This is a genomic window from Psychroserpens citreus, assembly GCF_055686305.1.
Map to the genome: position 1 here is coordinate 1,484,811 of NZ_CM145999.1, position 18,375 is coordinate 1,503,185.

The 18,375-nt window shown below is 33.0% G+C and carries 19 protein-coding genes; 13 read left to right on the forward strand and 6 right to left on the reverse strand.

Going from position 1 to position 18,375, the window contains the following annotated elements; genetic code table 11:
• The first annotated feature begins 22 nt into the window (after positions 1-22).
• From atpA to ACTU6T_RS06740, 11 genes are all read left to right on the forward strand, one after another.
• Positions 23-1,603 (forward strand): F0F1 ATP synthase subunit alpha, encoded by a 1,581-nt coding sequence (atpA, locus tag ACTU6T_RS06690; RefSeq protein ID WP_460220464.1) that lies wholly within the window; start codon positions 23-25, stop codon positions 1,601-1,603.
• 53 nt (positions 1,604-1,656) lie between these two features.
• Positions 1,657-2,517 carry an ATP synthase F1 subunit gamma gene (atpG, locus tag ACTU6T_RS06695; protein WP_460220465.1) on the forward strand — a complete coding sequence of 287 codons (861 nt, stop codon included), beginning with the start codon at positions 1,657-1,659 and terminating at the stop codon, positions 2,515-2,517.
• 228 nt (positions 2,518-2,745) lie between these two features.
• A complete protein-coding gene (locus tag ACTU6T_RS06700; RefSeq protein ID WP_460220466.1) occupies positions 2,746-3,276 on the forward strand; it encodes a hypothetical protein in 531 nt (176 codons plus the stop codon).
• Between the two features lie 112 nt (positions 3,277-3,388).
• Entirely contained in the window at positions 3,389-3,892 is a 504-nt protein-coding gene (locus tag ACTU6T_RS06705; protein WP_460220467.1) for a hypothetical protein, read from the forward strand.
• 64 nt (positions 3,893-3,956) lie between these two features.
• Positions 3,957-5,429 (forward strand): oligosaccharide flippase family protein, encoded by a 1,473-nt coding sequence (locus tag ACTU6T_RS06710; RefSeq protein ID WP_460220468.1) that lies wholly within the window; start codon positions 3,957-3,959, stop codon positions 5,427-5,429.
• Positions 5,419-5,853: a dUTP diphosphatase gene (dut, locus tag ACTU6T_RS06715; protein ID WP_460220469.1), complete on the forward strand. Its 435-nt coding sequence runs from the start codon at positions 5,419-5,421 to the stop codon at positions 5,851-5,853. Before ACTU6T_RS06710 ends, dut begins: the two co-directional genes overlap by 11 nt.
• Positions 5,854-5,860: 7 nt before the next feature.
• Positions 5,861-6,835 (forward strand): tetratricopeptide repeat protein, encoded by a 975-nt coding sequence (locus ACTU6T_RS06720; RefSeq protein WP_460220470.1) that lies wholly within the window; start codon positions 5,861-5,863, stop codon positions 6,833-6,835.
• 3 nt (positions 6,836-6,838) lie between these two features.
• The gene (locus ACTU6T_RS06725; RefSeq protein WP_460220471.1) at positions 6,839-7,858 is read left to right on the forward strand and encodes a sugar nucleotidyltransferase; all 1,020 of its coding nucleotides are present in this window, start codon (positions 6,839-6,841) and stop codon (positions 7,856-7,858) included.
• Positions 7,859-7,890: 32 nt separating this feature from the next.
• Complete coding sequence (locus tag ACTU6T_RS06730; RefSeq protein ID WP_460220472.1) at positions 7,891-9,252, forward strand: tetratricopeptide repeat protein; 1,362 nt, start codon at positions 7,891-7,893, stop codon at positions 9,250-9,252.
• 1 nt (position 9,253) lies between these two features.
• Positions 9,254-10,036: a lipoprotein insertase outer membrane protein LolB1 gene (lolB1, locus tag ACTU6T_RS06735; RefSeq protein WP_460220473.1), complete on the forward strand. Its 783-nt coding sequence runs from the start codon at positions 9,254-9,256 to the stop codon at positions 10,034-10,036.
• Entirely contained in the window at positions 10,026-11,243 is a 1,218-nt protein-coding gene (locus ACTU6T_RS06740) for a murein hydrolase activator EnvC family protein (protein WP_460220474.1), read from the forward strand. Before lolB1 ends, ACTU6T_RS06740 begins: the two co-directional genes overlap by 11 nt.
• A gap of 40 nt (positions 11,244-11,283) precedes the next feature.
• Here ACTU6T_RS06740 and ACTU6T_RS06745 read toward each other — a convergent pair whose 3' ends face one another.
• The 3 genes from ACTU6T_RS06745 to ACTU6T_RS06755 form a co-directional block, all read right to left on the reverse strand.
• Positions 11,284-11,496, reverse strand: coding sequence for a DUF6515 family protein (locus tag ACTU6T_RS06745; RefSeq protein ID WP_460220475.1), 213 nt, complete (start codon positions 11,494-11,496; stop codon positions 11,284-11,286).
• Positions 11,497-11,548: 52 nt separating this feature from the next.
• On the reverse strand, positions 11,549-12,061 hold the full coding sequence (locus ACTU6T_RS06750) for an acyl-CoA thioesterase (RefSeq protein ID WP_460220476.1): 513 nt from the start codon (positions 12,059-12,061) through the stop codon (positions 11,549-11,551).
• A 92-nt stretch (positions 12,062-12,153) separates the two neighbouring features.
• Positions 12,154-13,092: an HU domain-containing protein gene (locus tag ACTU6T_RS06755; RefSeq protein WP_460220477.1), complete on the reverse strand. Its 939-nt coding sequence runs from the start codon at positions 13,090-13,092 to the stop codon at positions 12,154-12,156.
• Positions 13,093-13,199: 107 nt separating this feature from the next.
• Here ACTU6T_RS06755 and dprA point away from each other — a divergent pair, with 107 nt between their 5' ends.
• Positions 13,200-14,303: a DNA-processing protein DprA gene (gene dprA / locus ACTU6T_RS06760; protein ID WP_460220478.1), complete on the forward strand. Its 1,104-nt coding sequence runs from the start codon at positions 13,200-13,202 to the stop codon at positions 14,301-14,303.
• Here the strand turns inward: dprA and trpS are convergent.
• Positions 14,300-15,268, reverse strand: coding sequence for a tryptophan--tRNA ligase (gene trpS, locus ACTU6T_RS06765; RefSeq protein WP_460220479.1), 969 nt, complete (start codon positions 15,266-15,268; stop codon positions 14,300-14,302). The two genes, dprA and trpS, sit on opposite strands and share 4 nt — an antisense overlap.
• A 114-nt stretch (positions 15,269-15,382) precedes the next feature.
• Between trpS and ACTU6T_RS06770 the strand changes: the two genes are divergently transcribed.
• Positions 15,383-16,126, forward strand: a complete 744-nt coding sequence (locus tag ACTU6T_RS06770) for a lysophospholipid acyltransferase family protein (RefSeq protein WP_460220480.1) — start codon at positions 15,383-15,385, stop codon at positions 16,124-16,126.
• An 87-nt stretch (positions 16,127-16,213) separates the two neighbouring features.
• On the opposite strand, the gene ACTU6T_RS06775 is transcribed toward ACTU6T_RS06770, so the two are convergent.
• Entirely contained in the window at positions 16,214-17,818 is a 1,605-nt protein-coding gene (locus ACTU6T_RS06775; RefSeq protein WP_460220481.1) for an amidase domain-containing protein, read from the reverse strand.
• Positions 17,818-18,360: an RNA polymerase sigma factor gene (locus ACTU6T_RS06780; protein WP_460220482.1), complete on the reverse strand. Its 543-nt coding sequence runs from the start codon at positions 18,358-18,360 to the stop codon at positions 17,818-17,820. The genes ACTU6T_RS06775 and ACTU6T_RS06780 overlap by 1 nt, the downstream gene beginning before the upstream one ends.
• Positions 18,361-18,375 lie beyond the last annotated feature (15 nt).

Sequence of the window (18,375 nt, forward strand, 5' to 3'; positions counted from 1 at the left end):
AAAGGGGTATAATAAAAATAAGATGGCAGAAGTAAAACCAGCTGAGATATCAGCAATCTTAAAACAACAACTTTCAGATTTTGAAGCAGGAGCTTCATTAAACGAAGTAGGAACAGTACTAACTATTGGTGATGGTATTGTACGTGCTTACGGATTATCTAACGCACAATATGGTGAGTTAGTTGAATTCGAAGGAGGATTAGAAGGTATCGTTCTTAACCTTGAAGAAGATAACGTAGGTATCGTATTGTTAGGTGGATCAACAGGAGTAAAAGAGGGCTCTACAGTAAAACGTACAGGTCGTATCGCTTCTGTAAAAGTAGGAGAAGGTATAGTTGGACGTGTGGTAGATACTTTGGGTAACCCAATTGATGGGAAAGGTCCAATTACTGGTGAAACTTATGAAATGCCATTAGAGCGTAAAGCGCCAGGTGTAATTTACCGTCAGCCAGTAAACGAACCATTACAAACAGGTATTAAATCTATTGATGCAATGATTCCTGTAGGTAGAGGACAACGTGAGTTGGTAATTGGTGACCGTCAAACTGGTAAAACTACAGTTTGTATTGATACCATCTTAAATCAAAAAGAGTTTTACGATGCAGGTAATCCTGTATACTGTATTTATGTTGCTGTAGGTCAAAAGGCTTCTACAGTAGCTAATATTGCTAAAGTACTTGAAGAAAAAGGAGCTTTAGCCTATACAACTATCGTAGCTGCAAATGCATCAGACCCTGCAGCAATGCAAGTATATGCACCATTTACTGGAGCATCGATAGGAGAATACTTTAGAGATACTGGTAGACCAGCTTTAATTGTATTTGATGATTTGTCAAAACAAGCGGTTGCCTATCGTGAGGTGTCATTATTATTACGTCGTCCTCCAGGACGTGAGGCGTATCCTGGTGACGTTTTCTATTTACACTCAAGATTATTAGAGCGTGCTGCAAAAGTAATTGCAGATGATGATATTGCAAAAGAAATGAATGATTTACCTGACAGCCTTAAACCAATAGTAAAAGGTGGTGGATCATTAACAGCTTTACCAATTATCGAAACGCAAGCAGGTGACGTTTCTGCATATATTCCAACAAACGTAATTTCGATTACTGATGGACAAATCTTCTTAGAATCAGATTTATTTAACTCTGGTGTACGTCCAGCGATTAACGTAGGTATTTCTGTATCTCGTGTAGGTGGTTCGGCTCAGATTAAATCAATGAAGAAAGTAGCAGGTACATTAAAATTAGACCAAGCTCAATTCCGTGAATTAGAAGCATTTGCGAAGTTTGGTTCAGATTTAGATGCAGCAACTTTAAATGTAATTGAAAAAGGAAAACGTAATGTGGAAATCTTAAAGCAAGCACAAAACGATCCTTATACAGTTGAAGATCAAGTAGCTATTATTTACGCTGGATCTAAAAACTTATTACGAGATGTACCTGTTGAAAAAGTAAAAGAGTTTGAACGTGATTACATCGAGTTTTTAAATACGAAACATAGAGATATGTTAGATACTTTAAAAGCTGGTAAATTAACCGATGAGGTTATTGATACCTTATCTAAGGTGGCTAAAGACCTTTCAGGAAAATATAGAGCATAATATTAAATTAATGTCACTCTGAGCGCAGTCGAAGAGTCTTTATAACATAAAGTATGGCAAACTTAAAAGAAATACGTAACAGAATATCTTCGGTATCTTCAACGATGCAGATTACGAGTGCCATGAAAATGGTATCGGCTGCAAAATTAAAGAAAGCTCAAGATGCTATTACTGCCATGCGTCCATATTCTGATAAATTGACAGAGCTTTTACAAAGCTTGAGTACAACATTAGAAGGGGATTCTGGAAGTAAATTTGCAAATCAACGTGAAGTTAAAAAAGTATTACTTGTTGTAATTACATCTAACAGAGGTCTTGCAGGTGCTTTTAACTCTAACATTATAAAAGAGGTTACTAACCTAACTAATGAGACATACGCAAACCAAGAAGTATCTTATTTAGCTATAGGAAAAAAAGCAAATGACGCGTTTAAGAAGACTAATAATGTTATTGCTAATAAAAGTGATGTTTTCGACAATTTAACTTTTGAAAATATAGCTGAAATTGCCGAGATGTTAATGGATAAGTTTGTTGAAGGTGAATTTGATAAAATTCAAATCATCTATAACAAATTTAAGAATGCTGCAACTCAAATTGTGATGAATGAACAGTTTTTACCAATTGTTCCGATGGAAGGAGGCACCAATACAAATGCCGATTATATTTTTGAACCGTCTAAAGAACTAATTGTTGAGCAACTCATTCCAAAGTCATTAAAAACGCAATTATATAAATCTGTAAGAGATAGTTTTGCTTCAGAACATGGTGCGCGTATGACGGCTATGCACAAAGCAACAGATAACGCTACAGAGCTTAGAGACCAATTGAAATTGACATATAACAAGGCCCGTCAAGCAGCAATTACTAATGAAATCTTAGAAATTGTTGGTGGAGCGGAAGCTTTGAACAACTAGAGATAAGCTAAATGACTGTTCTTACGAATTAGAAATTTTTATTGTCACCCCGAGCGCAGTCGAAGGGTATAAAATACAAAACCTAACTTTAACGAGTTAGGTTTTTTCATGTAGATAAGTTAAAACTAAAATTTGTGAAAACGCATTTCATCGATAAAAATAACTTTTAATCGATTGAATTAATTTTTTTATTTATATTGGTCGTCCAAATCTTAACCTACAAATGACATGAAATTTTTAAAAAAGGCAACTTTTGCCATTGCTATTGCAGCTTTATTGTGTACCACTTTTCAATGTGCAAGCCCTAAAACAGCAACAACAGTATTTCAAGAAGAGACTCCTTTTAGAGTTAAACCTGCCTCCTTTCAAGAATGGTATGCAGGAATTAAAGTTGGAGCTACGGGTTTAAATGTATTTCTTCCAATTACAGATATAAAGGAGAACATAACTATTGATAGTATTTATTTTAGAAACTTAAGTGCTAAACTAGACAAGAAAAAAGATAAATATGTCGCAGTTCTTAAAAACACTTCAAAAAACTATACCTTTCAAAAATCGCCTCGACCAGAGAATTACCCTTTTACACTTTCAGATAATGAGTGTGTAATAAGTTATATTGAGAATGGCATTACAAAGTATCATAAAATCACTCAATTAAATGAATTTGCAGGAACATATTATGAAAATGGACCACCTTCTTTATTTTTAAAAGCTTCAAGATCTAGTATGGCAACTCTTGACGATGAAGAGGATAATTAGAAAATGATATTCATAATCGTTTATTATAAATTAAAAGCCTTGTTAATTTAGCAAGGCTTCTTTTATGGCATCAATTTTGAAATTGTATCTTTATAATACTTAATCTACGATTATGAATATCATTAAACGCGTATCATCTTTATTAGTAATGTTGTTTCTTATGGCAAGTTTTTCTCAATGCTCTACAGCACAGAAGTTAGAAAGGAAGGCCCCTACTCAGTTTGGTGAGGTCTATTGTCAAGAATGGATTGCAGGTGTACAAGGTGCAGGTTCAGGTTTAACTATTTTTATTCCTGTAAATGATATATCCATTGTTTTAAATGAGGTGTATTTTAGAGGTCAAATGTCTAAACTGGAGGTTAATTCTGCTAACCCCCAATTGTATATTGGTCGATTCAAAACAGATATAAATCAATCTAGTGAACTTATCTTAAGTAGTGACCAAAAAGAAGAGTATGCTAATAAGATGCATGAAAAACCAAAAGAATTCCCTTTTGAACTCAAAGATAATGAATGTGTTGTAAGTTATCAGATAGGAGATAAAATCATGTATTATATGATTTCAAATGTTGTACAAAAAGTACCATTAAGTTATCCGAGCTCTCCAAGAAATTAGCGATAATATAGCTTTGTAAACGTTTGCTAAAAAAACGTACATTTAGCTAACCAAAATAGAACGCTTGAGCACTCTAAAATCTCTTTTTAAACAAACATTTATTTATGGTTTAGCTACGGTTTTGCCTCGAATGTTAAGTTTTTTATTAGTACCATTATATACAACAAAAGGCGTGCTGTCTTCTGTTGCTGAATACGGTAAAGTCTCTGTTATTTTCTCTTATTTTGTATTGTTCAATGTGATTTTGGCATATGGTATGGAGACCGCTTTTTTTAGGTTCTTTAATAAAGAAACCGATAAAAACAAGGTTGTTGGTACATCTACAATATCATTAATCTTATCTTCCTTAGGGTTTTTTGCTCTTGCTCTAATCTTCCAAAATCAAATTGCGTCACTTATTCAAATTGATGTAAAATATATTAATCTAGTCATTTGGATTTTATTATTAGATGCCTTGGTGATTATCCCTTTTGCTTGGTTAAGAGCTACTGAGCAACCCATGAAGTATGCTATAATCAAAATTTTGAATGTCGTAATTAACTTAGGACTTAATTTATTTTTCTTACTAGCATTAAAAGATTTAGCTACCGAAGTGAGTTTATTTAACACAATTTATAAACCCCAATTTGAAGTTAGCTATATTTTTATAGCTAATCTTATTGCGAGTGCTATAACTCTGATTTTAGTGGCGCCTTTCTATAAGAAGGTGACCTATAAATTTGATTCTAAACTCTGGAAAACCATGTTTCGTTATGCTTTTCCAATACTTATTGCAGGAGTTGCTTTTTCAATAAATGAAACCTTTGATCGTATTTTATTAGATCGATTACTTCCTCCAGATATTGCCGAAACAGAAATAGGGAAGTACTCAGCTTGTTATAAGATAGCTTTGTTTATGACTCTTTTTGCAACGGCTTATAGGTTAGGTATTGAGCCTTTCTTTTTTAGTCACGCAAAAAGCGATAATCCACAAAAAAACTATGCCAAAATTCTTGAATTCTTTATTGCCTTTGGATCAATTATCTTATTAGTTGTAGTTGTTTTTGCAGATGTTTTAAAACCCTTTATTGTGAGAAGCGAAGCCTATTGGGATGCCATGTGGATTGTACCTATAATTCTTTTAGCTAATTTTTGTTTGGGAATTTACCATAATCTTTCAGTATGGTATAAAATAACCGATAGAACGCGATTTGGAGCCTATATATCTATTGTAGGCGCCATTGTTACCTTAGGTATAAATATTGTTTTTATCGAATCTTACAGCTATAAAGCTTCAGCTATTGCAACTCTTGTAGCTTATAGTGTGATGATGTTACTCTCTTATTACTTTGGAAGGAAATATTATCCAATACCTTATAATCTCAAAAAAATAGGCTTATATCTTTTCCTTTCTATAGGGATGTCTATTTTGTCATTCTACTATTTTAGAGGCGTTTATATGATTGGAATTTCAATGTTAATTGTATTTTTGAGTATCGTTTTCTTAGCAGAAAAGAATCAATTAAAACAACTATTAAAAAGAGAAGATGCAAATTAAAATTATAAACAAATCAAGACACGATTTACCTCACTATGAAACGATAGCTTCTGCTGGAATGGATTTAAGAGCTAGTCTAACAGAATCAAGAATATTAAAACCGTTAGAGCGAACCATTGTTGGTACAGGGTTATTTATTGAATTACCTGTTGGAATAGAAGCTCAAGTAAGACCAAGAAGCGGATTGGCTGCAAAAAAAGGAATAACAGTCCTTAATGCACCAGGAACTATCGACGCAGATTATAGAGGAGAAATAGGTGTGATTTTAGTGAATTTGTCAAATGAAGAATTTACTATAAATAATGGCGAACGTATCGCACAATTAGTGATTGCTAAACACGAACGTGCAGAATGGGAACAAGTAGAGATATTATCAGACACTGATAGAGGTTCTGGAGGTTTTGGTAGTACAGGTGTAAAATGAGCATACGATGAAACATAGTATATATATTATTCTAACTTTAGTATTCTCAGTATCTCTGTATGCTCAGGACAAAAGCACCTTAAAAAAAGTTAAGGAAGTGTCTAAAGAAGCTTGTGAGTGTATCAGTGATATTGATGTTGATTTATCTAAGAAAGAAAAAAGTGAAAAAATAAAATCTTGTATTACAACCGCTAATTTGATGTATCAAATGAACCAAATGATGACATCAGGTTTGGAAAAAGTAAACGATACGCTTAATAAAATTGAAGATATTTCTAAAATCGATTCTTTAACTATTGGACAAGGAGAAGAAAATATCATTGTAATGGATGCAGACTATGACTTGATAGAAGAGCATTTATATGAGAATTGTGAAGAATTAAAAAACATCTATTTTACCGATAATAAATCATATAAAAATTCTTATTCCAATCGAAATAAGGCCATGAAGTTTTATGAAAAAGGACAAGTTGCTTTTGCTAATCAAGAATTTACTCAAGCGATTGTGTGGTTTAATAAGGCAGTAAAAAAAGATAAAAATTTTGCGTTTGCCTGGGATAATTTGGGATTTAGTTATAGAAAAGTAAACAACTTTGATGAAGCGATCAAGTGTTATAAGAAATCGTTGATATTAGATCCAAAAGGAAAAATGCCTTTAATGAATATTGCTGTCGCTTATTCACTTAAAAATGACTTAACAAATGCATTAAAGTCATATCAAAACTATAAAAACATTTATAAGGACGATCCAGAAGGATATTATGGAATGGGTAGAATATTATATTTCCAAAAAGATTATGAACCCGCTTTGGAAAATATGATTAATGCCTATTATCTTTATTTAGAAATGGAGTCTCCATATAACCTTGATGCTCAAAAGCATATTGGGTTTATATACAATGAAATGAAAGAATTAGGCCAATTAGAAGCGTTCAATAGAATTGCAAAAGAAAATAAGTTACAAGTAAATATTGAAGATTAATTTATGAAAATAATAGTACCAATGGCAGGTCGAGGATCTCGCCTAAGACCACATAGTTTAACAGTTCCTAAACCATTAATTCCTGTTGCAGGTCAACCTATAGTACATCGTCTAGTAAAAGATATTGCTAAAGTTTTAAAACAACCTATTAATGAAATTGCGTTCGTGCTTGGAGATCCAGCTTGGTTTGGTGATGAAGTTGTAGAGAGTTTGAAACAACTAGCAACAAGTCTAGGAGCAAAACCATCAATTTATAGGCAAGATCAACCTTTAGGTACTGGCCATGCCATTATGTGTGCCAAACCTTCTTTATCAGGACCAGCTGTTGTTGCTTATGCTGATACTTTGATACGTGCAGAGTTTGATTTAGATCCCAATGCCGATAGTGTTATTTGGACCAAAAAAGTGGCTAATCCAGAAGCCTATGGCGTAGTAAAACTAAACGCAAGTGAAAATATTGTTGAACTTGTAGAAAAGCCAGAATCTTTTGTTAGTGATCAAGCCGTTATTGGAATTTACTATTTTAAAGATGTAGCTGTATTGAAAAATAAACTTCAAGAAGTATTAGATGAAAATATTATGAATGGTGGTGAATACCAAATTAATGATGGTATTAAACGCATGATGGCTGAAGGAAAGGTCTTTAAAACTGGCACAGTAGATGAATGGATGGATTGTGGGAACAAAAATGTAACCTTAGATACGAATGCAAAAATGCTAGGGTTTCTGAAAGCTGATGGGGAAGAGCAAATGATTGCTAAATCTCTAAAAAATAATAACTCAATAATTATAGAGCCTTGTTATATTGGAGATAATGTAGAATTAAATAATACAACGGTAGGACCTAATGTGTCCATTGGAAACAACTGTGTAATAGATAATTCAACCGTTAAAAATAGCTTAATTCAAAACCATACTAAGATTAAAAATACTAATTTAGACAATGCAATGATAGGTAATTACGTTACTTATGATGGTAATTTCACTGCGATTAGTATTGGTGATTATTCTGTTTTGGAATAATTGTTGAACTATAATGTCACAGTATCTATACAATGAAAACTAAACTATATATCCTACTGCTTATCTTCGGAATATATCTATATCCGTTGATGTCTTTTGCACAAGTTGATTTCAATAAGCGACCGGATGATGATTTAGGAAATGTTGAGGATAAATATCAAGAATACTTCTTTGAAGCCCTAAAACAAAAAGGCATTGAAAACTATCAAAAATCTGCCGATGCTTTGCTTAAGTGTATCGATCTCAAAAATGACGATCCTGTATTATATTTCGAGTTAGGGAAAAATTATAAAGCACTTAAAAATTTTGGAGCAGCTGAAGATGCTTTGAAAAAAGCTGTATCTAAATCTCCCGAAAATGAATGGTTTCTAGACGAATTATATGATGTATATATCCAACAAGATGATATGGATAAAGCACTTAAAACGGTTAGACAACTTGTGAAGTTTCATCCTGATTATAAGCAAGACTTAGCATCATTATACATTCGTGTAGAAAAATATAAGGACGCCTTAAAATTGCTTGACGAATTAGACAAAGAATTAGGGTATAGCGAAGATAGAGACTATTTGCGTAACCAAATTTATAATATTACAGGTAATGATGATGATCGTATAGAAAACTTAGAAGAGCGCGTTAAAAGCAACCCTGAAGACGAATCTAATTATTTGAGACTTATTTATCGCTATAGTGAAACTGGAGAAAAGCAAAAAGCTTTTGATGCGGCTAAACGCTTGTTAAAACTAAATCCGAAATCACAATTGGTGCATTTAGCCTTGTATAAATTTTACTTAGATAATAATGAAACTGATAGTGCAATCAATTCTATGAAAGTTGTGCTTACCAGTCCAATAATTAAACCTGAGGCAAAAACTAAGGTTCTTAATGATTTTGTGAAATTTGTAGGTAAAAACCCTCAATATGAATCAGATTTAGTCGAGATTACCTCATTAGTAAGCGAGGATAAAAGTGTGAAAACACTATTAGAATTAGCCCAGTATTATTTAAAGTCTGATGATAAAGAAAAAGCCTTAAGTTACTATAAAGAAGCTTTAGCACAAGAACCTAATGAGTTTAAGATTATAAAAGATGTTTTATTGCTTCAAATAGATTTAAACAAAAACGCTGAAGCAGCGAAACAGAGTTTGGATGCTTTAGATATCTTTCCTGCACAACCTTTATTGTATTTAATAAATGGTGTTGCTAATAATAAAAATAAGCAGCCCCAAAAAGCAATTGAAAGCTTAGAAATGGGACTAGATTATATTGTCGAAAACCCTAAAATGCAAGCCGATTTCTATCAGCAATTAAGTGAAGCCTATAAACAGGTGAATAATATTAGCCAATCTGAAGCGTTTGCTAAAAAGGCACAAGCCTTATTGAAAGATCAATAATATGAGAATTTTAAAAATTTGTTGTATTTGTGTTTGTATTGCTTTAGCAGGATCTTGTAAGTCTACAAGAAGTGTTGTCGCTAAAGGTGAGATTAATGATAAATTAACAGCAAGACAATTAATCAAGGAAAATAACAAGCAAGAGGCAAAGTTTAAAACACTTCAAGCTCGAGTGAAAATTGATGTTATTGAAGATCTAAAAGAGTCATCATATACGGTTAACCTTAGAATGGAAAAAGATAAAACCATTTGGATAAGCGCCACTTTAGGGCTTGCAAGAGCTATGATTACACCTAAGAGTGTTAGGTTTTATGATAAAATCAACAACCAGTATTTTGATGGAGATTATGAATTGTTAAGTAATTTGTTGGGAATCGATTTAGACTTCAAAAAAGTACAAAGTTTATTGATTGGTGAAGCTTTATTTAATTTAAAAGATGACTCATACATCATCTCAACGAATCAAGACTCTTATATTCTTCAACCCGAAAATCAAAGCGCCTTACTAGAGTTGTTTTTGTTGTTTAATCCTTCACATTTTAAAATGGATTCTCAGCAGTTACTACAACCACTGAAAAAGCGATTTTTACAAATAGATTATTTAAAATATCAAGAGGTTGAAAACGAAATATTACCTCAGAACCTTAAAATAATAGCAGTTGAAGATTCAGAAGAGTTAAATGTTGTTATGGAGTATAAATCAGTATCTATCAATGAAGATGTAAGATTTCCATTTAAAATCCCTTCAGGTTTCGAAGAAATAATTTTAGAAGATGCTAAATAAATCAACTTATATTCTAGTAGTAATACTACTACTGAATTGTTTTTCAATACAAGCACAAAGCTCAAAGCAAAAAGCACTTGAGGCTAAGCGACTAAAATATCAGAAGGAATTAAAACAACTTAATGCATTATTGTTTTCAGATCAGAAAAAAGAAAAATCTGTTATTTCGTTAGTTGAAGACCTTAGCTATAAGGTAAACGTGAGACGAAATTTGATTAAAGTCACTAACGATCAAGCGAATTTACTAACTCGAGAAATTAATGCCAACCAGAATGAAATTTCGAGTTTAAGAGATCAATTGTCTACCTTAAAAAAAGACTACTCAGAAATGATTGTAAAATCATACAAAAGTAAGTCCGAACAAAGTCGAGTTATGTTTTTATTGTCTTCAGATGATTTTAAACAAGCTTACAAACGTTTACAATACATCAAGCAATATGCCGACTATCAAAAGGAACAAGGCAATTTAATAAAGGAAAAAACCTTAAAGCTTCAAGAATTAAATACTGATTTAATACGTCAGAAAAAAGATAAGGATCAACTTATTGCTGAAAACAGAATTGCTAAAAAAGAGCTCGAAAAGGAATTGAAAGAGCAAGAAAAGCTCATGACATCTATTCGAAAGAATATGAGTTCATACGCTTCTAAAATTAAACAGACACAGCAGCAAATCGATAAGATTGATAAAGAAATTGAGCGTGCGATTAAAGAGGCTATTGCTGCCTCAAATAAAAAAGCAGGTAAGTCTACATCTTCTAAGGGTTTTGCTTTAACACCTAAAGCTAAATTATTAGCTAAGAGTTTTGCATCTAATAAAGGTAAATTACCTTGGCCTGTAGACAGAGGTGTTGTTAAAGTGCGATATGGCACTCAACAATCTCCAATAGACCCAACAGTTAAAATTAAAAGTAATGGAGTTAGAATAGCCACAGAAAAAAGTGCACAAGTTAAAGCTGTTTTTGAAGGTGAAGTATCTCGAGTGATTGTACAAAAAAACTATAATCCAATCATTATGATTAGACATGGAAACTATATTACGATTTATAGAAATTTATCGAAGTTTTATGTCAAACAAGGTGATAAGGTGACTAGAAATCAAGTGATAGGAGAAGTGTTTACCAATAGTTCTGGGCAATCGATGTTAGGCTTCAACATTTATAAAGATTCTAAGCCAGAAAATCCTGCATCGTGGATTTATAAAATGTGATGATTTTTGGGCTACCCTAAACTTTTTTAAGAGCATATAGTTAAACCCTTACCACAACATATCCTTTTCTGGTTTTTCTGTAATGATTTCCATTCCAGAAATAGTAATGTTTCCCTTTTACTTTAACAATTTTATAATGCTTAGGTGGTGTTTTTATTACTGTAACATTAGCAGGTCTAGTGACTACACGCGTTGCACAAGAGCTTAAACTCATTAGGTATACAGCCGAAAATATAAAAAGTAAGGTTCTCATAGTATAAAGATTTGATTCTACTATAAGACCTCGGATATAAATAAAGGTTTAATTAGTTAATAAATAGGGCTTTGAGTTCGGTGGCATCTCCTGGTTTCATTTTACCTGCAACAACCAAGCTTAATTGTTTACGACGTAATGCGGCATCATAACGCTCTTTTTCAAGTTGAGTTTCAGCGATTAGTTGAGGAACTTTTACAGGACGTCCTGTTTCATCAACAGCAACAAAAGTATAAATAGCTTCATTGGCCTTGATGCACTCACCAGACTCCCTGTCTTCAATCCAAACATCTAAATACACTTCCATAGAACTTGTAAATGCTCGTGAGACCTTTGCTTCAATAGTAACGACACTTCCTAAAGGTATTGACCTGTTAAAGGCGACATGATTTACAGAGGCGGTCACGACAATTCGTCTACTATGACGACGTGCAGCAATACTGGCAGCACGATCCATTCGCGCTAAAAGCTCACCACCAAATAAATTATTAATAGGATTGGTTTCACTTGGTAAAACCAAATCGGTCATGATTGTTTTAGACTGAAAAGCAGTTCTTGGCTCCATCAATATTGTATTTTTTTGAATGCAAAGGTAAGCCGATTTTCAATCTTAGCTAAATGATTTAAGAAATTATAAAGAAATAAAATGTAGTAATACTAGTCTAGTGCCTTCACTAATAACCATGCATCACGATTATGAGTGCGCTTAATTGCTCTCAATGCTTTTAATGCGTCTAAACGGTCTGTATGACTAGAGTATACCACTTCGTGAAGTCCATAACGATTCTTACCAATTTTACGAGCTTTAAAACCTTGAGATCTAAGTTGGTCAACTTTCTTCTGAGAATTAGCTTCTACACGAAAGGCTCCCGCAACAATATGATAGTTTCCAGAAGGTTTTTCAACTGTTAAGGTAGCAGCAGGTAATGGATTATCAATTACAAAAGTAGCCTCTTGTACTTTAGCTTCTAGTTGCTCGTTGGCTTTTTCTTGAGCTAACTGATTATGTGTTTCAATTTGGCCAACATAATATTTAGAAGCTCCAAAACTTCCAATAGTTAAAGCAATTAGAGCAATAGCAGCATATTTAAGATAAGACCTGTTATTACGTTTTTCTGGAGTTATGCTTAATGGAATTACTTGCTCAAGTTCCTCAACCTCTTCTTTAAAGACCTCTCTTGTAATATTGGTAGAAGTAAATTGTGATAAACCAAATGCATCTGTCAAATAATTAATATGATGGGAAGGTTCGAAGTTAATATTACCTTCTGTATTTAGAATTAAATCTCCAATATTGTTTAAAGCGATAGTTTCGCCTTCAATTAAATATGATTTAATCGCTTTGACTTGCTTTGCTACTTTTTCTACAGCAACTTCGTAAGGAACTTTTTCAATTTCAGCAATATAATTAGCTAACAAACCATCATTTGTTTGTAATTGTTCGTTAAAAGATAAAGCTTTTTTAGGAGGATAAAATGAATGTGTACTCTCGTGAACTTTTGCTGAAACACGATGTGTTAAAAAAGCACCAAATTGAGGCACAATTACACAATCATATCTATATAATAAATCGCTGATGTAAGTCTCTAATTGCATAAAAACAAAGTTAAAAATTTTTAAATGCGAATAAAACATCACCATAAGTATTTATTAACAACATAAATTTTTGTTACTTGCAACTATAGAAAATATACTATACAGAAATGTCAGAACAAGAATTAGTTTATGTTTTAGCCTTACAGCATGTGCCAAAAATTGGGGATTTAACAGCCAAAAAATTAATTAATCATTGTGGTTCTGCTGAGGCTGTATTCAAAGAAAAACAAACAAACCTTCTTAAAATTGATGGCATTGGTATCACTACAATCAAAGATTTATATAATCGATGTCATTTACATAATGCCGAAGCTGAATTGCAATTCATAACTGATAATAATATTGAATGTTTGTATTTTACAGAAACAGCATATCCTGAAAAATTAAAACATTGTATCGATGGTCCAATTCTTTTATTTCAAGTAGGAAGTGTTAATCTTAATACCCAACGTATAATTAGCGTTGTTGGAACACGTAGAATTACGAGTTATGGTACTACATTTTGCGAAAAACTTATTGAACAGCTAGCTCCTTTTAACCCAGTCATTGTATCAGGATTTGCTTATGGAACAGATATCACAGCACATAAATCGGCTATAAAACACAAACTACAAACCATTGGTTGTTTAGCTCATGGACTGAATCAAATTTACCCAAAAGCACATAAGCGTTATATGGTAGATATTGAAGCCTATGGTGGGTTTCTCACCGATTTTTGGAGTACCGATGTATTTGACCGCAACAATTTTTTAAAACGCAATCGCATTATAGCAGGTTTGAGCGAAGCTACTATTGTAATAGAATCTGCCGAAAAAGGAGGAAGTTTGGTTACAGCAGACATTGCCAACTCTTACAATCGTGATGTGTTTGCTGTTCCTGGACGTGCAACAGATAGTCAAAGTCTTGGCTGTAATAATCTTATAAAAACGCAACAAGCTCATATGCTTACAAACCCATTAGACATTCCATACATGCTCAATTGGCAATTAAAAGATTCGAAACAACCTGTCATTCAAAAACAGTTGTTTGTAGAGTTAACTACAGAAGAAAAAGTGATTTTTAATTACCTCAAAGATCGAGAAAAACAACTTTTAGATGTGATTGCTCTTGAATGTCAAATACCTACTTTTAAAGTCGCGAGTGTATTATTAACCATGGAACTAAAAGGTGTGATACGACCACTCCCTGGGAAATTGTTTGAGTTGATTTAATAACCAACCCTATTGCGTACACGTTTTAATACATCATTAGCTACAGTTTTTGCCTTTTCAGCTCCTATTACTAATGCAGCATCAATTTCGTTGAGGTTAGACATATAATGGTCATATCGTTCACGTTCTGCTTTGAAGCGTTCCAAAATTAATTCAAACAAAGCCTGTTTAGCATGTCCATAGCCATAGCCACCATTTTCGTAGTTGGTTTTCATCGCAGTAATGTCAGCTTCTGATGCAAGCAGTTGGTATATTGCAAAGCAATTACAGGTTTTCCAATCTTTAGGTTCTTCTAATGGAGTACTATCTGTTTCGATAGACATAATTTGTTTTCGAAGTTTTTTTTCAGCTAAGAAAATATTGATTGTATTACCTTTACTCTTACTCATTTTAGCACCATCTGTACCAGGAATAAGCATCGTGTTTTCGTGGACCTTACCCTCAGGTATTACAAAGGTGTCACCAACCTTAGCGTGAAATCGAGCAGCAACATCACGTGTCATTTCAATATGCTGTAATTGGTCTTTTCCAACAGGAATAATATCAGAGTCGTATAATAAAATATCGGCAGCCATCAACATTGGATAAGTAAATAACCCTGCATTAACATCTTCTAGGCGATCTGATTTATCTTTAAAACTATGGGCTAACGTAAGACGTTGATATGGAAAGAAACAACTTAAATACCAAGATAATTCAGTTACTTGAGGAATATCACTTTGTCTGTAAAACACAGTTTTATCAACATTTAAGCCAAAAGCCAACCACGTAGCTGCAGTAGAATAGGTGTTTTGACGTAAGGTTTCAGCATCTTTTATTTGAGTTAAAGAGTGCATATCTGCAATAAAAAGAAACGAATCGTTTTTGTCGTCATTAGACATTTGTATTGCTGGTAAAATAGCACCTAAAATATTACCCAAATGAGGTGTTCCTGTACTTTGTATTCCTGTAAGTATTCTTGCCATATCCACTTCCCATGTAAAATGGGAATATATTTAATTATTATTCCAATTCATATCGTCAGCAAAGGTAATTTTTTTAGTAGAATTGTTGAATTAATTTAACTAGTTTTGAACCACATGAAGATTATCAAGTCAATCTTTTGGGTTTTATATCGTATTTGGTTCTACGTTTTAGTAGCATTACCAATTGTGTTACTGCTACCTATTTTAGTCATCTCTATTTTAAAAGAGTCATGGTATCCTTTCTTTTTTAAACTAGCTCGTTTTTGGGCGCGTTTTATTTTGATAGGCATGGGGTTTCATATTAAGATTGAACGTGAGCAAGTTCCTGAACCAAAAAAGAGTTATATGTTTATTGCCAATCATACATCTATGGCAGATATTATGTTGATGCTTGTTACCGTTAAAAACCCATTCGTTTTTGTTGGAAAAAAAGAACTTGCAAAAATCCCTTTGTTTGGGTTTTTCTATAAGCGTACCAGTATTTTGGTGGATCGAAGTAGTTCTAAGAGTAGACAGGCTGTATTTTTAAGAGCTCAACGTCGTTTACAACAAGGTATGAGTATTTGTATATTCCCTGAAGGAGGTGTTCCAGATGAACATATCGTATTAGACGAATTTAAAGATGGTGCTTTTAGAATGGCGATTAACCATCAAATCCCGATTGTTCCTATTACGTTTGCAGATAATAAAAAACGATTTTCTTATACGTTTTTTAGTGGAAGTCCAGGATTAATGAGATCTAAAATACATAAATTTATGTCTACTGCAGGACTTACTACTGAAGACACAAAACGTATCAATCGAGAAGCACATCAATTGCTTTTAGAACAATTGCATGAATCTAATTCTAAAACATAAAATACAAAAAAGCTGCTCTTGGCACAGAGCAGCTTTTCGTCATCATTGCATATAAGTTTGCAATAACTATCTAACCAACTAAAAAACCTAAAACTTAAAACTAAGTCCTGTATAAACTCCAATGAAGAATGGTTGAAAATCACCAGCTGTATCACTGAATGTATTTATTTGATATTTGAACGTAGGTTCAAGATTAAATCGTAATTTTTCTGAAATATTATAGTTTACGCCAATACCAAAGTTGGCACTATAACTCATATCATTAATATTTGTAGCTTCACCTAACAATGCTCGCTCTCCATTATTTTGGACAGAATAAATTTCATTAGTGTTCAAAAACAAAGTGCTAAAACCACCAATAAGATTTAGACCAAATTTATTATCTACTATATTATATTCAAGTTCAATAGGCACTTCAATAAACCCTAATTGTTGGTCTATAGCACCTTGCTCTTTAGTAAATAATACGGCAGGACCCGTTGCAAAACTAACATTGTTAGCACTAACATATGCACTACTGTTGTGTGTGTCATTTAGTTGAACATTTTGAATTTGTCTTGCACTTGGAATAGGGTCTGCACCATCAAAAACAAGTATATTATTGGTAGAATATCCTAAATCTACTTTGTTGATACCTGCTCTAATTTTTAATTTTTCATTAATAGCATAAGCACCTTGAATACCATAACTCATATTAACATCACCTTCTTTAGTATTATTAACAAATTGATTGTCTAAAGAAGATCCTTTTCCTAAGGTGTTAAAATAAACAGGCGCTACATTTGGAGCAACACTCCAACGCTTAAGAGGCTTTTCAGCATCAATAACAGAATCTTTATCTTTCTGAGCCTGTGCTATTGCTTTTTCAATAGCATTATTTTCTTTAATAATCTCAGTAGCTTTTGAGCTGTCAATTGACACCGAATTTTGTTCTTTTTCGGAAGCATTAGACGAACTCACAACAGTAGGATTATTTTGCTTTGATGCATTAATTAACTTATCAATTTCAGACTGCGGCTTTTTAATAATGTCATTTTCCTTTATTTCTTGATTTGACTTAATATCTTGAGACGTGGTAGTAGCTACAGCATTTTTTTCACTTGAAGATAGCTTAGTGTGCGCTTTTATTTGCTTAGGATCATCAATAGACGTATTTGCTATGGCATTACGCTGTTGAGACTTGTTTTTGATAATAGACGACTTCTTTTGTTCTTTTTCTAAACTTGATTTAGCGTCCTCGGAATTAGTAATAGTCGTATTATTGGCTGTTTTATCCGAAGTGGTAAGTTGTTGTCCTGATATAGATTCAGTAGCATTATCAGAAGTATCCTCAGAACTGTCTTCATTGCTGGTAACATTGGTATTATTATGATCTAAACCAGAAGGGTTCGTTGTATTTGAGATTCCATCATTTGTATCTTTAGTAGATTCTTTTTGTGATTTGGTATCGACCACTTCTTGATCTGGATTAGCAGATTCATTAGCATTAAATACAGCTTTACCAACAGTAAATAGAAGTGCTAGAAGTGCTGCTACTCCTGCAATTTTCCACCAAATAGGTAGCACTCTGCGTTTACGCTTATCTTTATGAAGCTCACGTTCTATGTTTTCCCAGACAGTATCACTAGGAGCAACTTCAAAATTCTTGAGTTGCTCTTTAAAGAGTTTGTCTATGTTCTTTTTTTCACTCATTATAAACTTTGCGAGTTAGGTCTCGCTTTATATTGTTCTATTTTATCTTTTAAAATCAAACGCGCTCTGGCTAAATTTGATTTTGATGTCCCTGTTGAAATGTTCAATAGGTTAGCAATTTCCTTATGCGAATAATCGTCTAAGGCATATAAATTAAATACCAAACGGTAACGATCTGGTAATTCTTGAATGATATTCAGTAAAAAATCGATACTCATGTTATCTTCATCGATATCTACAACAACATCTTCAATTTGATCCTCATTAATAATGTCAAAAACACCAACACTGCGGTAACGTTGTAACGCTGTATTGATGGTGATTCGTTTCATCCAGCCTTCTAAAGACCCCTGACTTTTAAACTGATTAATTTTCTTAAAAATCGTTATATATGCATCTTGCAAATTATCTTCTGCTTCTGCATAGTTACGTGAATACTTCAAGCAAATCGAAAACAGTTTACTCGCATACAGCTTATATAGTTGACTTTGTGCTTGAGCATCATTTTTTTTACATCGCTCTATGAGTTGCTCTAAACTCACATACTTTAAGTTTAA

Excerpts from the sequence above, each read along its gene's own strand:
- atpA (WP_460220464.1), top strand. The coding sequence starts at position 23 with ATGGCAGAAGTAAAACCAGCTGAGATATCAGCAATCTTAAAACAACAA.
- atpG (WP_460220465.1), top strand. The coding sequence starts at position 1,657 with ATGGCAAACTTAAAAGAAATACGTAACAGAATATCTTCGGTATCTTCA.
- ACTU6T_RS06700 (WP_460220466.1), top strand. The coding sequence starts at position 2,746 with ATGAAATTTTTAAAAAAGGCAACTTTTGCCATTGCTATTGCAGCTTTA.
- ACTU6T_RS06705 (WP_460220467.1), top strand. The coding sequence starts at position 3,389 with ATGAATATCATTAAACGCGTATCATCTTTATTAGTAATGTTGTTTCTT.
- dut (WP_460220469.1), top strand. The coding sequence starts at position 5,419 with ATGCAAATTAAAATTATAAACAAATCAAGACACGATTTACCTCACTAT.
- ACTU6T_RS06720 (WP_460220470.1), top strand. The coding sequence starts at position 5,861 with ATGAAACATAGTATATATATTATTCTAACTTTAGTATTCTCAGTATCT.
- ACTU6T_RS06725 (WP_460220471.1), top strand. The coding sequence starts at position 6,839 with ATGAAAATAATAGTACCAATGGCAGGTCGAGGATCTCGCCTAAGACCA.
- ACTU6T_RS06730 (WP_460220472.1), top strand. The coding sequence starts at position 7,891 with ATGAAAACTAAACTATATATCCTACTGCTTATCTTCGGAATATATCTA.
- lolB1 (WP_460220473.1), top strand. The coding sequence starts at position 9,254 with ATGAGAATTTTAAAAATTTGTTGTATTTGTGTTTGTATTGCTTTAGCA.
- ACTU6T_RS06740 (WP_460220474.1), top strand. The coding sequence starts at position 10,026 with ATGCTAAATAAATCAACTTATATTCTAGTAGTAATACTACTACTGAAT.
- ACTU6T_RS06745 (WP_460220475.1), bottom strand. The coding sequence starts at position 11,496 with ATGAGAACCTTACTTTTTATATTTTCGGCTGTATACCTAATGAGTTTA.
- ACTU6T_RS06750 (WP_460220476.1), bottom strand. The coding sequence starts at position 12,061 with ATGGAGCCAAGAACTGCTTTTCAGTCTAAAACAATCATGACCGATTTG.
- ACTU6T_RS06755 (WP_460220477.1), bottom strand. The coding sequence starts at position 13,092 with ATGCAATTAGAGACTTACATCAGCGATTTATTATATAGATATGATTGT.
- dprA (WP_460220478.1), top strand. The coding sequence starts at position 13,200 with ATGTCAGAACAAGAATTAGTTTATGTTTTAGCCTTACAGCATGTGCCA.
- trpS (WP_460220479.1), bottom strand. The coding sequence starts at position 15,268 with ATGGCAAGAATACTTACAGGAATACAAAGTACAGGAACACCTCATTTG.
- ACTU6T_RS06770 (WP_460220480.1), top strand. The coding sequence starts at position 15,383 with ATGAAGATTATCAAGTCAATCTTTTGGGTTTTATATCGTATTTGGTTC.
- ACTU6T_RS06775 (WP_460220481.1), bottom strand. The coding sequence starts at position 17,818 with ATGAGTGAAAAAAAGAACATAGACAAACTCTTTAAAGAGCAACTCAAG.